12 protein-coding genes and 1 tRNA gene are annotated in these 13,557 nt (G+C 70.1%); 7 read left to right on the forward strand and 6 right to left on the reverse strand.

From position 1 onward, the window contains the following. The 6 genes from FOY91_RS12355 to FOY91_RS12380 all read left to right on the forward strand — a co-directional run. Positions 1–691: ribonuclease (locus FOY91_RS12355; RefSeq protein WP_145152218.1), on the forward strand; the 691-nt coding region annotated here is incomplete at its 5' end. Then, positions 669–878 carry a DNA gyrase inhibitor YacG gene (gene yacG, locus FOY91_RS12360; RefSeq protein ID WP_145152221.1) on the forward strand — a complete coding sequence of 70 codons (210 nt, stop codon included), beginning with the start codon at positions 669–671 and terminating at the stop codon, positions 876–878. The genes FOY91_RS12355 and yacG, both read left to right, overlap by 23 nt. 21 nt (positions 879–899) lie before the next feature. Beyond that, a tRNA-Phe gene (locus tag FOY91_RS12365) sits at positions 900–975 on the forward strand. A 211-nt stretch (positions 976–1,186) separates the two neighbouring features. After that, a complete protein-coding gene (locus FOY91_RS12370; protein WP_145152224.1) occupies positions 1,187–3,697 on the forward strand; it encodes an esterase-like activity of phytase family protein in 2,511 nt (836 codons plus the stop codon). Between the two features lie 109 nt (positions 3,698–3,806). Continuing rightward, positions 3,807–4,895 carry a DUF3500 domain-containing protein gene (locus FOY91_RS12375; protein ID WP_145152227.1) on the forward strand — a complete coding sequence of 363 codons (1,089 nt, stop codon included), beginning with the start codon at positions 3,807–3,809 and terminating at the stop codon, positions 4,893–4,895. Then, complete coding sequence (locus FOY91_RS12380; RefSeq protein WP_145152230.1) at positions 4,892–5,434, forward strand: hypothetical protein; 543 nt, start codon at positions 4,892–4,894, stop codon at positions 5,432–5,434. Before FOY91_RS12375 ends, FOY91_RS12380 begins: the two co-directional genes overlap by 4 nt. A 10-nt stretch (positions 5,435–5,444) precedes the next feature. Here FOY91_RS12380 and FOY91_RS12385 read toward each other — a convergent pair whose 3' ends face one another. From FOY91_RS12385 to FOY91_RS12405, 5 genes are all read right to left on the reverse strand, one after another. Next, positions 5,445–6,335, reverse strand: a complete 891-nt coding sequence (locus FOY91_RS12385; RefSeq protein ID WP_145152233.1) for an HpcH/HpaI aldolase/citrate lyase family protein — start codon at positions 6,333–6,335, stop codon at positions 5,445–5,447. Further along, positions 6,332–6,784 carry a MaoC family dehydratase gene (locus tag FOY91_RS12390; protein ID WP_145152236.1) on the reverse strand — a complete coding sequence of 151 codons (453 nt, stop codon included), beginning with the start codon at positions 6,782–6,784 and terminating at the stop codon, positions 6,332–6,334. Before FOY91_RS12390 ends, FOY91_RS12385 begins: the two co-directional genes overlap by 4 nt. Positions 6,785–6,999: 215 nt before the next feature. Continuing rightward, complete coding sequence (locus FOY91_RS12395) at positions 7,000–7,467, reverse strand: DUF4126 domain-containing protein (protein WP_145152239.1); 468 nt, start codon at positions 7,465–7,467, stop codon at positions 7,000–7,002. An 85-nt stretch (positions 7,468–7,552) separates the two neighbouring features. Beyond that, positions 7,553–8,962: a dihydrolipoyl dehydrogenase gene (locus FOY91_RS12400; RefSeq protein WP_145152243.1), complete on the reverse strand. Its 1,410-nt coding sequence runs from the start codon at positions 8,960–8,962 to the stop codon at positions 7,553–7,555. A 249-nt stretch (positions 8,963–9,211) separates the two neighbouring features. Continuing rightward, positions 9,212–9,955 (reverse strand): thioesterase family protein, encoded by a 744-nt coding sequence (locus tag FOY91_RS12405; protein WP_162527221.1) that lies wholly within the window; start codon positions 9,953–9,955, stop codon positions 9,212–9,214. 739 nt (positions 9,956–10,694) lie between these two features. On the opposite strand from FOY91_RS12405, the gene FOY91_RS12410 reads away from it, so the two are divergent. Then, positions 10,695–12,743, forward strand: a complete 2,049-nt coding sequence (locus FOY91_RS12410) for an alpha-ketoacid dehydrogenase subunit alpha/beta (protein ID WP_145152249.1) — start codon at positions 10,695–10,697, stop codon at positions 12,741–12,743. A 63-nt stretch (positions 12,744–12,806) separates the two neighbouring features. On the opposite strand, the gene FOY91_RS12415 is transcribed toward FOY91_RS12410, so the two are convergent. After that, positions 12,807–13,556: a hypothetical protein gene (locus FOY91_RS12415; protein WP_145152252.1), complete on the reverse strand. Its 750-nt coding sequence runs from the start codon at positions 13,554–13,556 to the stop codon at positions 12,807–12,809. Position 13,557: the final 1 nt, after the last annotated feature.

The following is a 13,557-nucleotide window of genomic DNA, read 5'->3' on the forward strand; positions in this document are numbered from 1 at the left end:
ACCCGGCGCAGTCGCCACGCCCGGCCCCACGCTGCACGAACGGCTCGTCGCCAGCGGCCTGCCCGTGGCCACGCCACCCGGCCACGGCCCGGACCGGCTGGAGGCCGCCGGCTGGTCAGAACTGATCGAGGAAGCGACCACCGGCGAAATCGCTTTCCCGAACGGCGGCCTGCGCCTTTCGCTCACCCCGGCGATGACGTTGTTCGACGTCGACGGCGTGGTCCCGCCCGCCGATCTGGCCTGCGCCGGGGCGGCGGCGGCGGCGCGGACGATCCGGCGGATGGATATCGGCGGCTCGATCGGCATCGACCTGCCGACCGTCGCCGCCAAGGCCGACCGGCTCGCGACGGCGGAGGCGTTCGATGCGCTTCTGCCGCAACCGTTCGAGCGGACGGCGGTGAACGGCTTCGGCTTCCTCCAGATCGTCCGCCGCCGCCCGCGCGCTTCGCTGCCCGAGCTGTTGCGCGAGGATCCCGCCGCCAGCGCCGCCCGAGCGTTGCTGCGCCGGGCGGAACGCACGCCCGGCCCCGGCCCGCGCCGGCTGGTCGCCGCGCCGACGGTGATCGCGGTGATCGCGGCCCGGCCCGACTGGCTGGCGCTGCTCGAACGGCGCCTCGGCGCCACCGTCGCCTTGCAGGCCGATCCCGCACTCGCCATAGGATCGGGTCATGTCCACGCCCTCCAGACGTAACGGCTGCCCGGTCTGCGGCAAGCCCGCCACCGCCGCCGCCACCCCGTTCTGCAGCCAGGGCTGCCGGGACCGGGACCTGCTGCGATGGCTCGGCGACGGCTATCGCGTGCCCGGCCGCGCGATCGAGGACGACGAAGCAGAAAGTGCATCGGACGGGCTGGACAGAAACCGCAGGCCGCCTCTATAGGCGCTGCTCCAACGCTCCCGTGCCCGGATAGCTCAGTTGGTAGAGCACGTGACTGAAAATCACGGTGTCGGCGGTTCGAATCCGTCTCCGGGCACCATTCGCCATGACATCGCACCCTTTGTGGCAGGCGTTCGGTAAATCCGCCGGAACACGGCCGGGCTTTTCCATTTTGTGATCGCAGTCCCTGCCGGGCCGACCCTGTGGCAATCGCACCCGACAGCAACACGCCGACACAAATCGGTCACATTAAATCGCGCGATCCGTAACATTCGCGCCCTATCGCCCCCTCCATATCCGGGGGGACCATAATGACCATCGCCACGCGCCTTTTCGCCGCATCGCTTCTGCTCGCCAGCTCCACCGCCGCGCTCGCCCAGTCGGCCAGCTTCACCCGGCCGAACATCACCACACAGGCCGGCGCTGCCAGTGTCTCGCTGGGCGGACAGACGTTCGTCAACCAGGGCCTCGTGGGCGTCGGCCGGCTCGATGCCAACACGCGCGACTTCGCCGGCGAGACGCTCGGTTCCTTTTCCGGCATGGCGCTGGATCTCGCCTCGTGGCGGCGCAACGCCGACGGCACCTACAGCGGCCGGATGATGACGACGCCCGATCGCGGGCCGAACGACGTCGGCCCGTTCGTCGGCACCACCGACTATCGCAACCGCGTCCACATCTCGACCCTGACGCTGGCGCCCTATACCGGCACCGCCGCCCTGCCGCAGGCGACGACCTCGCAGAACCAGCTGACGATCACGCCGACCGGCGGCTTCTTCCTGACCGACGCCGCCGGCGTGCCGATGACGGGCAAGGATCCGGGTACCGGCGTGGTGGTGCGCGACGGCGTGTCGCTGCCCTCCCCGCGCACCGGCGAGGGCGCCGGCCGGATCAGCCTCGACGCGGAAGGGATCGCCTATGCGCGCGATGGCAGCTTCTACGTGTCCGACGAATATGCCGCCGGCCTCTATCATTACGATGCGACCGGCCGGCTGCTCGGCGCGATCCAGACGGTGCCGGCGCTGCTGCCGCGCACGGCCGGCGCGATCGACTTCAACAGCGTGAACCCGCCCGCCACCGGGCGCCGCAACAATCAGGGGCTGGAGGCGGTGGCGATCACGCCCGACGGCAACCGCCTCGTCACCATCCTGCAATCGGCGACCGTGCAGGATACCGCCGGCAGCAACCAGGCGACGCGCAACAACACGCGCGTGCTGGTGTACGACATCAGCGGCACCGCCACGCCGGCCAGCCCGATCGGCCACTACGTGCTGCAACTGCCGATCTTCACCCAGGCCGGCAACGGCGCCGCGCCCGATCGCACGGCGGCGCAGTCGGAGATGCTGGCACTCAACACCAGCCAGTTCCTCGTCCTGTCGCGTGACGGCATCGGGCGCGGCGCCGGCACCTCGGCCACCAATTCCCCCGTGTTCAAGAGCGTGCTGCTGATCGACACGACCGGCGCCACCAATCTGGCGGGCACTACCTACGAGACCAGTACCACGCCGATCGCCACCAACGGCGCGCTGCTGCCGTCGATCAAGCCGGTGCAGCAGGTGGAGCTGGTCAACATGCTCAACCCGGTGCAGCTCAATCGCTTCGGCATGAACCTGAACACCGCCCCCTCCTCGGCCACCTCGCTGTCGGAGAAGCAGGAGGCGATGGGCCTCGCTCCGGTGCTTACCGAGGATGCGCCGCAGGATTTCTTCCTGCTGATCGGCAACGACAATGATTTTCAGGCGAACAACGGCTTCATCAACGGCCAGCCGTACAACGCCGCGCTCTCCGGGGCGGGCGGCAGCGGCAACAACGACAGCGTCGTCCTCGTCTATCGCCTGACGCTGCCGACCTATGTCGATCCGACCGCGCTCAGGGCCATGACGCTCGGCGCGCCCGTCGTGCTCGACACCGCCCGCACGGTCGCCTCCGAACTCGGGTCGGTCGCCGGCACGGCGGCGATGGAGCGGCTGGGCGGCCTGCGCCGGCTGGGCGATGGCGGCTTCGGCACCGGCGTGCGGCTGTGGGCGCAGACCGACTGGCGCCGGATCAACACCACCACCTCGCGCGGGGTGGACCTTTCCCGCGCGGACGGCCTCTCGATCGCGGGCGGCGCCGATTACGGCACCGGCCCGCTGCGGGTCGGCGTGGCGGTCGGTCACCAGTCCGCCGACGACGACGGCGGCCCGCTGACGATCGACGCCAAGGGCACCAGCCTTGCCGTCTATGCCGGCGTCTCGCTCTCCTCGGGTCTCTACGCGCAGGCCGCCGCCGCCAAGACGGTGCAGCTCGATATCGACAAGCTGGACCGCGCCGGCGCCTATGGCCTGACCGGCCGGGGCCGGACCGGCGGCGACGTGTGGACCGCCTCGGGCGAACTCGGCTGGCTGGTCGATCTGGGCGCGGCGCGGGCCGGTCCGTTCGGCGGCGTCGATTATGTCGATACGCGGATCGACGGCTATACCGAAACCGGCGCGTCGCTGGGCAACGTCGCCTATCAGGATCTCGATTACCGCCGCCTGCGGCTCACCGCCGGGGTGGAGGCACGCGCGCCGATCAGCGAGGCGTTCGTGCCTTCGCTGCGGGTAGGCTATACGTGGGAGGACGAGCGCGGCGATCGTTCGGCCGTCGTCCGCCTCGCCTCCGCCCAGCACAGCCTGGCCACGCAGACGGTGGCGCTCGCCTCGACCGAGCGCGATCATGTCGTCGCCGGCTTCGGGGTGCAGGGGGTGCAGGGGGCGCTCGGCTACCGCTTCGGCGCGGAGGGCCGCTTCGCGCGGGGGCAGGACGATGCCCGCGTCAGCATCGGCGTCTCGCTCGGCCTCTGAGCGGGCGCCGCACGGACCACACGGACGATTATCGCGAATAGGTCGCAACATCACGCTTGAGCGACGCCTGCCCCCTGCCTAGAGGTCGCCGACCAGCAGGGGGACCAGCGTGAACAGGATCGTGAAACATGCCGCCACGGTGACCGGCGCCCTCGGGCTGCTCGTCGCCGCGACCGCCTGCTCGGGGCGCGGCCCCAAGGGAGAGACCGTCGATCTGCCGATCGCCACCACGATCGCGGTGAAGCCGGCGGACGCAAGGGCGAAGGCGATCGTCGCCACCGCTACGGCGTTCCTGGCCACGCTGAGCGAAGCGCAGCGCAAGGCGGTGGTGTACGCCTTCGACGATAACGCCCAGCGGGCGCGCTGGTCGAACTTCCCGGTCAGTTTCGTCGAGCGCGGCGGCATCATGCGGCGCGATCTCACCGTGGCGCAGAAGGCCGCGCTCGATGCGCTGCTCGGGCAGGTGCTGAGCGAGCGGGGCGTGCGCAACGCGCGCATGCAGATGGCGGCGGACGATGCGCTGGTCGGCGGGCCGGGGCCGGGCGCCGACTTCGGCAGCCAGTTCTATTATGTCGCCTTCCTCGGCCAGCCATCGGTGGCAAAACCGTGGATGTTCCAGTTCGGCGGTCACCATCTGGCGATCAACGTCACCTTCGTCGGGCCGGAGGCGTCCTTCTCGCCGATGCTGACGGGCGGCCAGCCGCTGACGATCCGGTACGAGGGCCGCAAGGTGTATATCACGCGCGAGGAGGTGGATGCCGCGCAGGCGCTGCTCGCGAGCCTCAACCCGGCGCAGCGCAAGGCGGCGGTCCTCGGCGACCAGCCGATCCAGCTGCTGCTGGGGCCGGGCGAGCACGGCACCACCGTCGCGGCCGAGGGGGTGCGCGGCGCCGACCTGACGGCGGCGCAGCAGGCGTTGCTGCTCGCGGTGGTGCAGGCGCGGGTCGGCCAGTTCAACGCACGCGACGCGCAGGCCAAGATGGCGGCGGTGCGCGCCGACCTGCAACAGACGACGTTCGGCTGGTGGGGGCCGCAGGACCAGCCCGGCGCGGCCTATTTCCGCATCACCGGGCCGCGCATCGTGCAGGAATACGCGCCGCAGCACATGGGCGACGACGACCCGACGGAGCACGACCACAGCATGTATCGCGATCCCGCCAACGATTACGGCGCGGCCTGGGTGGCGGCGAGGAAGTGATCCGGCACGGGCTGGCGGGGATCGTCCTCGGCCTTGCCGCCCCCGCGCTGGCGCATCCCCACAGCATCGTCGAGCAGCAGGCGTCGCTGTCGCTCGGCCGCCGGCAGGCGGTGGTCAGCTATGCGATCATGCCGTCGTGGCGGGATGGCGCCCACATGTTCGCCCATCTCGACAGCGATGGCGACGGATTGCTGAGCCGCGCCGAGCAAACCGCGTTCGCGTGGCGGCTGCTGGCGACGACACGGCTGACGATCGACGGCGTGCCGGCGCGGCTGGCGCTGGCGACGCTCGATTTCCCGGAGCGGGCGGTGCTTGCGGCCGGCGGCGGCCCGATCCGGATCACGGCGCGCGCGTCGCTGGCACTGGCCGCCAACCGCCCGCACCTGATCGCCTTCGACGTGCGAAATCATGATTTCGCCGCCTCGTGGTTCCTCCAGCCCTACTATTTCGCCGACCTCATGGCCGATCGACACATGCCGAAGGTCGGCCGCCATGCGGACAGCGGCAGCATCACGGTCGCGGTGCCGGCCGCCGGCTGACCGGCCCGTGTCAGCCGCGCCGCGCCTCGTGCATCGCGAGCGTTTTGCGCGCCTGTTTGAGATGCGGCATGTCCAGCATCCGGCCTTCCAGCCCCAGCGTGCCGGCATCGGGATTCGCGGCGAACAGCGCGATCACGCGGTGGGCGAAATCCACCTCTTCCGGCGAGGGCGAATAGCAGTCGTTGATTGCCTCCACCTGCGCCGGATGGATGGCGAGACGCCCGCCGAACCCCTCCGCGCGGGACGCGCGCGAGGAAGCGCGCAAACCCTCAATATCGCGAAAGTCGGCATGGAGCGTATCCACCGCCTCGACCCCGGCGGCATGCGCCCCGAGCAGGCAGAGCGAGCGCACCATCCGGTAGGTGAACGCCCATTCGCCCGAAGCATCGCTGTTGCCGCTCGCCCCGATCGCCGAGCTGAGATCTTCCGCGCCCCAGGTGAGGCCGTAGAGCCGCGCCAGCCCGGCGGCGGCATAATCGCCGAGCCTGAAGGGCGCGACGGCGGTTTCGGTCGCGACCGGCAGGATGCGGATCGATCCGGGCGCGATCCCCGCCACCACTTCCAGCGCGTCGAGATAATGGCTCGCCCGCAACACGTCCGCCGGGCCGTTCACCTTGGGCAGCATGATGCCGTCCGGCGCGGCCGCGACGATGGCCGCCAGATCGACCAGCGGATGGTCCGTATCGAGCGGGTTGATCCGCACCCAATATTGCGCCGCCCGCGTCTGCCTGGGCCGCTCCGCCAGGAAGGCGGCCACCATCTCGCGCGCGGCGGCCTTGCGGGCGGGGGCGACGGCGTCCTCCAGGTCGAGGATGAAGGCGTCGGCCGGGGTCTGGTCGATCTTGCCGAGCTTCTTCCCGCTGTCGCCGGGCACGAACAGGAGGGAACGGAGCGGGGTCACGCCGGCTTCCTGAGCTGGAGGCCCGAGCGTTTGCACGAGGCGACCAGTTCGTCCCTCTGGTTGTAGGCGCGGTGCAGGAAGGTGACGATGCCCTGATCCGGCCGCGAGCGGGAGTCGCGCAGTTCGATCACCTCGGTCACGACATGGATTGTGTCGCCGGCAAAAAGCGGATTGGGAAACCGCACCTCGTCCCACCCCAGATTGGCGACCGCCGTGCCCAGCGTCGTATCGCCCACCGAGATGCCGACCATCAGGCCGAGCGTGAAGGCCGAGTTCATCAGCGGGCGGCCATACGGCGTGCCTTTCATATATTCGGCATCGAGATGCAACTGAGCCGGGTTGTGCGTCAACGTCGACATCAGCAGATTGTCGGTTTCGGTAAGGGTGCGGCGGATCGGGTGCTCGAACACCTGCCCCACCGCCAGTTCGTCAAACCATACGCCAGCCATCGGTTCAGCCCCCGGATCGGGATGGCGACGGTCCCGTCGCAGGGAACGCCGCCGGGTTATGCGTCTGCCCGACGCTTGGGGCCGGTGGTACCGGGAACGGGCATGTCCGGGCAGATGCGGATCGCCTGCATAGGCCATGCGGGCCATGGGTGCACCGATCGGATGCGACACCCCGCCTCGTGGGGGCGCACGGCATCACGGGACCGGGCGCATCCTCACCGCCCGATCGCCTTCGCAAGCGACGGGCTGGCGATCGCCAGCCCGCTGCCCATCACGATCGCATCCTCGACGAAGCCGGTGGCCGTCTGGCCATAGCGCCGCATGGCGGCACAGCGCAGCCGCCAGCCGAAATAGGATGAGGCGAGCGCGGCGCCCACGGCCACCGTGGCGCCCAGGAACCGCTGGTCGCGCGGCGCGAGCGCGGCGCCGGCGTAGGCGGCGGTGACGCTGCGGACGGCCAGCCCGATCGGCACCACGCGGTCGGGCGCGGTCTTCATCTTGTCCCCGGCCATCTCGGCGGCCGCGAACAGCGCCGTGCCGGCCGCGACGACCGGGTTCAGCATCAGATTCTGCAACGGCAGGTCCGCCGGTATGTCGTGCCGGCGGGTCGCGGTGGCGATCGCGGCCAGTGGCGTGATGCCGCGCTGGCCGGCGACGAGGCCGATGAGAAAGGAACGCATCATGGGCCGTCTCCGAATTGAATGGCGAAAGGCATAAACCCCCGAACCGCCCGGATATCCCGGCCCGAGCGGGGCAGATCGTGTTTCGTCAGGCACCGGATGCTCCCTCCTCGTCGCTGCCGGCGGGCAGTTTCACGCCCACCTGAGCGCAGATCGCCCGCAGCGCCGGCTTCAGCCCCTCTTCCAGCGTGGGATGGTAGAAAGGGCGGGCCAGCAGGTCGCCCGCCGTGGCACCGCTTTCGATCGACCACGCTAGCAGGTGGCCGAGATGGTCGGCACCGGGGCACAGCAGCGTGGCGCCGAGCAGCCGGCCGTCGCCGGGGGCGGCGCGCAGTTGCGCCATGCCGTCCGCCCTCGCCTCCACCCGCGCACGCCCCTGATCGCGGTAATCGGCGGTGCCGGTCACGAGATCGTCGGCGGCCTTGCGCCCGACGATGGCGAGCGGCGGATCGGTGAACATGATCGACATGGGCACGAAGCGCCTCGCCTTCTCGACGTGCGGAAAGGCGGCCGCGTTCGCCCCGGCGATCGCCCCCTCGGCGGAGGCTTCGTGGAGCACCGGGCGATCCGCGTCGACGTCGCCGGCGATGAAGATGCCGCTGTTCCCGCACCGCATCGTCTCCCGATCGAACTCGGGCGTGCCGTGCTCGTCCAGCGCCAGCCCCGTCGTCTCCAGCCCCAGGCCATGCAGCGCGGGCGGGCGCCCGGCCGCCACGAGCACCCGGTCGAACCGGGCCTCGCCGGACGACGCGCCGGACCAGCGCAGCCGCGCGCCGCCGTCCACCGTATCCGCCGCGATCGAGACGCCCAGGTGCAGCTCCAAGTCGCGCGCCATGATGGCCTTCAGCATGCCGCCGATCTCGGCATCGTCGAGACCCGCCAGCGCATCCTTCTCGTCCAGCAGCGTCACCTTTACGCCGAGCCGCGCCATCGCCTGCCCCAGTTCCAGCCCCAGCGCCCCGGCACCGATGACGGCAAGGCGGCCGGGCAGGTCGTCCAGTTCGAAGACGGTCTCGTTGGTGAGCACGAAATCCCGGATCGCATCGAAGGCTTTCGGCACATTGGGCTGCGATCCCGTCGCGATGACGATGGCCTTCGCCGTGATGCGGCGTCCGTCCTCCAGCGCCAGCGTGCCGCCGTCGCCGAAGGTCGCCTTCGCCTTCACCCTGATGCCCGCCGGCAGCCGCTCGATCTGAGCGCGCGTTCCTTCCGCGAAGGCATCGCGCTCGCGTCGCAGCCGCCGCATCACCGCCGGACCGTCGACACGCGGGGTCGCATCGATCCCGAAGGTCGCGGCGCGCCGCACGGCCTCGGCCGCGCCCGCCGCCGCGATCAGCAGCTTTGACGGCATGCAGCCGACATTCGCGCAGGTCGTGCCCGAAAAGGCGGGGTCGATCAGCAGCGTCGTCGCACCGGCCCGGCGCGCGCTCCGCTCCGCCGCGAGGCCGGCGGTGCCGGCACCGATGATGGCGACGTCACAGCGCATGTCGCCGGGCATCAGCCTTCACCCCGGATCGCCCGAACCGCGCCGGGAGCCGGGCGGGTGGGCGTCCGTTCAGAATGCGGCCGCGCGCCGGTGCGCAGCCCCCGATACAGCTTCATCGCTCGTCCTTCGTCTCGCTGGAGCAGGCTGAACCAACGGATCGGCCAAGCGGTCCCCCGCGCGACATGTTTCCGGCGGTGCCCGCCACGCAGGCGAGGAACGGGGCCGCCGCGACCCCGTTCGACCGGATCGATCCGGCGGCGATCAGCGCGGTTCGAGGAAGGTGGTCTGGTGCGCCATGCCGATCATCCCCTCGCGATCGCCCAGCCGGCTGTGGGTGAGGCCGATGCCGTTGCCCGCGCTCTCGCTGGTGGAGTCGATCAGGAACCACTCGCCGCGCGGGCGACGGGTGAGGTGGACGGCGATGTCCACGTTGGCGAAGGTCCAGTCGCGCAGCGGCACCAGCGGGGCGGTGCCCGAACCGAAATCGGCGATCATCGCCACCGCCTCGAGCGGCGTGAGCGGCACGCCGGCGACCACCTGCGCCTTCATCCGCGTCCATGTCGCGCCGGGGCCGGGGACCGCATAGTCGCCCTCGATCCGCTTCGTCTCGGCCCAGGAGAGGCCCGGCGGCGGCGGCGTATCGGGGAAGCCGCGGGTCAGCGGGGTGGCTGCCTCGGGCGATGTCGCCTCGCGCAAACGCAGCGCGGTGGCACGAAGCCACGGCCGCCCCTCGATCAACAGCTCGGTTTCGACCAGCTGCACACGCCTGCCCTCGCGCACGATCCGGGTGGTGGCGACGACCGGCGCCAGCGGCACCGCGCCGAGAATGTCGATCGTCAGCCGCGCGGGGGCCATCGGCGCCGGGCTTGGCACCGCCTCCATCGCATGCACGGCAAGCCCGGCCAGCGCGACCCCCATCTGGGCGCGGGGGTTCCACGGACTGGTGCCAAGCCCGGTCGGCACGTAGCGATCGCCCTCGCGGGTATAGAATGCCTCGGCCGTCATGCGCGGGGCGACGACGGGCGATGGGCACAACGGCAGGCGCGGAGGCCGCCCCCGATCCGCGCTTCGGCGATGGTGCTTGCCGGCAGGCCGTTCTCGACCATGCTGCTCTCCTCGGCGGTTGACGGGCCGGCAACCCCCTGCCCAAGCTGCCCGCATATGGCAAGACCGCCGCCGCCTTCGCGGGCGATGCGGCGATCGGCGTGTCCTGTCCTCTCTCGCGGCGAACCGGTCGACGGCATCGCGCACGGTTTCGCCGAGCGGGCGCGTTGCCGAGTGCAGCTCTCGACGCGCCCTGCCGCTGTTCAGTTCGCGAAACACGTTCGGCATGACGATCGCGTCCGTGCCGCCCATATCGTCCTTTCGACGCAGCAGCATCGTGCGTTCGACGATCCAGGCGATACCGCAGGCGGCGCGGTAAGGGAGCAGCCGCGCATTGCCGTGCCCCGCCCCGCCGGCACGGGCCGCCCCGGATCGATCGTCATCCGTCTTTCGCCATGTCCGCGAGGGGTCGGCCGACCCTTATTCCTCCCGTCTCCCGCCGTGAACGGCGCGCGACGCACGGATCGTCGCGCAGGAAATGACAGTTGCCAAGCGCATTGACGTTCCCCACCGGTCTGCGCCAAAGCGTGCAGGCGAAATCGGCCGCGCCGTCCGGCGCAGTTCCGGTCGCACGACAGGTTATGCCTTTTAATTCCCGAGACGCGGCTTGGTGTCGGCCGGGAGAGGACGGAGAGATCACATGCTCAAGGATGCAGAGCGGACGAACCTCGGAATCGAGCCCGCGGTCCTGCTGGATATCTACCGGCAGATGTCGCGTATCCACGAGGTCGACAAGGCGATCCGCTCCGGCCTGTCCGCCGGCCGGTTCCAGTTCACCTACTGGCCGATGACCGGGCAGGAAGCGATCCCGGCCACGCTCGCCACGCTCACCGACGCCAACGACTATATGGTGACGATCTATCGCGGCATCCACGATCAGGTCGCCAAGGGCGTGCCGCTCAAGGGGCTGTTCGCCGAGGCGATGTCCCGCCAGGACGGGCTCAACAAGGGCAAGGGCGGTTCGCCGCACATCTCCGACCCGACGAGCGGCTCGATGCTGACGACCGCGATCGTCGGCGCCGGTGCCCCGATCGCCAACGGCCTGGCACTCGCCGCCAAGATGCGCGGCGAAGGCCGCGTGACGGTCGTCAACTTCGGTGACGGCGCGACCAGCATCGGCGCGGTGCACGAGGCGATGAACCTGGCCGGCGCGTGGAAGCTGCCGATCATCTTCATGTGCCAGAACAACCAGATCGGCGAATATACCAAGATCCCCGAATATACCGCCGGCCCCGACTTCGCCGGCCGCGCCACCGCGCTCGGCTTCCGCGGCGTCAAGGTCGATGCGAACGATCCGATCGCCTTCCACGCGGTGATGAAGGAGATCGTCGAGGACGTGCGCGCCGGCAAGGGCCCGGCGTTCGTCGAGGCGGTCACGCTGCGGCTCGGCACCCACGCCGGCTTCGCGCCCAACGAGCTGCTCACCAAGGACGAGCTGGCGGCGGGCCGCGAGAACTGGCCGGTGCCCAAGACGCGCGCCTTCCTGCTCGAAGCCGGCCTCGCGACCGAGGCGGAACTGGCCGAGATCGACGGTGCCGCCAAGACCGAGGTCGACGAGGCCGTCGCATTCGCTCTGGCCAGCGCGCCGATCACCGAGGAGGACATGCTCACCGACGTGTACGGTGACGAGACCGTCGTGCCGCGTCGCGGCGTCTATCCGGTGCGCGAGGAAGAGGCGCCGGTGTCCGGCGAGACGAAGATGATGGCCATGTACGAGGCCATCATCAGCGTGCAGGATCTGGCCATGGAGGCCGACGAGGGCGTCTTCCTGCTGGGCGAGGATATCGGCGATCCGCCCGGCGGCGTGTTCAAGACGACGGCGGGCCTGCAGACCAAGTGGGGCAAGGAGCGCGTGCGCCCCACCCCGATCGCCGAGCAGGCGATCATCGGTGCGGCCACCGGCGCGGCGCTCGTCGGCATGCGCCCGGTGGCGGAGATCATGTTCTCCGACTTCATGGGCGTGTGCATCGACCAGATCACCAACCACGCCGCCAAGCAGCGTTACATGTCGGGCAGCGCGACCAACGTGCCGATGACGATCCGCGTGCTGGTGGCCGGCGGCCTCGGCGGTTTCGGCGCGCAGCACAGCCAGTCGCTCGAGGCATGGCTACTGCATGTGCCGGGCCTGAAGATCGCCTACCCCTCGACCACGCTCGACGCGCGCGGCCTGCTCGCCTCGTGCATCTTCGACGAGGACCCCTGCGTCCACTTCGAGTCGATGGCGATGGTGTTCGGCGCGCCCAAGCAGGCGGTGCCGATCGGCGACTATCGCATCCCCCTCGGCGTCGCCAAGGTGCGCCGCGAGGGCAGCGACATCACGCTCGTCTCGTTCGGCTGGCAGGTGAACCAGTGCCTCGCGGCCGCCGAGGAACTCGCCAAGGAAGGCATCAACGCCGAGGTCATCGATCTGCGCTCGCTGATGCCGCTCGATTATCATCGCGTGCTGGATTCGGTGAAGAAGACGCGGCGCGCGCTCGTGGTGCATGCCGCGACCGAGTTCTGTGGTCTGGGTTCGGAAATCGCCTCGACGATCAACGAGGAACTGTTCTCGATCCTGAAGGCACCGGCCTCGCGCTTCGGGGCATACTACTCGCCGATCAGCTTCTCGCCCGCCATCGAGGCGGCGCAGATGCCGAACAAGGGCTCGATCATCGCGCGGGTGCGTGAAGTGATGAAGGATCGCGACTGACGCGAACCCGGTAGCCGGTGCCTCCCCCGCGCGATTGCGGGGGAGGCACCGGCTGACGGCCGATCACTCGGTCGGCAGATAACGGTCCCACTCGAACGGGACGATCGGGAAGAACGGCGCGGCGAGCAGCCCCTTCACCGCACCCGTCTCCCAGCGCTTCCGCACCGCCTCGCCCAGCGTTTCGGCCGCGGCGACGGGATCCGAATCCAGGAAGAAATAGGTGATCTGGGTGCCGCGGGTATCCTGATCGTACGGTGCCGGCGCCAGCGCGCCCTGATACCACCAGATGCCGGCAACACCCGGAAGATCGACCAGATCGGCAGGCGAGGCGTTGCCTTCCTCGACGAGGATATAGACGCCGACGGCCGGGCGCCACGGGATCACGTCCGCCCCCGCCACGGCGCGGGCGGCGGCGATCTTGCCCTCCAGATCGGCGGTCATGTAAGTGATGCTCGGCAGCCTGATCGCCATGCGCCCGGCGACGTTCAGCGCGTTGCCCAGCACGGTGAAGCCCGGAATCCCGCCCGCATCGGTGAACATGTAGGTCATCACATGATCGACCTCGTCGTAGAGGCCCACGCTGGCCGCGCGCGCCGCCCGGCAGGCGGGGGTGGAGACAAGCCGGATGGCGTTGCGCAGATCGGGCAGCCGATACTGCTCGGGCCGGTGATCGAGCGAGTGCCACTCGATATATTCGGCATCGCGGCCCTCGGGGTGGCGGCCGGAAAACGAGATGAAGACATATTTCGCGGCCGTCTCGCCCGTGCCGAGCACGTCGGGCAGATGTTCGGAAGGCGTTCCCTCAAGATGCATG

The organism is Alterirhizorhabdus solaris (assembly GCF_007785815.1).
In the GTDB taxonomy this organism is placed as follows: Bacteria; Pseudomonadota; Alphaproteobacteria; order Sphingomonadales; family Sphingomonadaceae; genus Alterirhizorhabdus; species Alterirhizorhabdus solaris.

Bases quoted from the DNA above. Each gene is read 5' to 3' on its own strand.
- FOY91_RS12390 (WP_145152236.1), bottom strand. From the start codon at position 6,784: ATGGCTGGCGTATGGTTTGACGAACTGGCGGTGGGGCAGGTGTTCGAG.
- FOY91_RS12370 (WP_145152224.1), top strand. From the start codon at position 1,187: ATGACCATCGCCACGCGCCTTTTCGCCGCATCGCTTCTGCTCGCCAGC.
- FOY91_RS12400 (WP_145152243.1), bottom strand. From the start codon at position 8,962: ATGCCCGGCGACATGCGCTGTGACGTCGCCATCATCGGTGCCGGCACC.
- FOY91_RS12405 (WP_162527221.1), bottom strand. From the start codon at position 9,955: ATGACGGCCGAGGCATTCTATACCCGCGAGGGCGATCGCTACGTGCCG.
- FOY91_RS12410 (WP_145152249.1), top strand. From the start codon at position 10,695: ATGCTCAAGGATGCAGAGCGGACGAACCTCGGAATCGAGCCCGCGGTC.
- yacG (WP_145152221.1), top strand. From the start codon at position 669: ATGTCCACGCCCTCCAGACGTAACGGCTGCCCGGTCTGCGGCAAGCCC.
- FOY91_RS12395 (WP_145152239.1), bottom strand. From the start codon at position 7,467: ATGATGCGTTCCTTTCTCATCGGCCTCGTCGCCGGCCAGCGCGGCATC.
- FOY91_RS12415 (WP_145152252.1), bottom strand. From the start codon at position 13,556: ATGCATCTTGAGGGAACGCCTTCCGAACATCTGCCCGACGTGCTCGGC.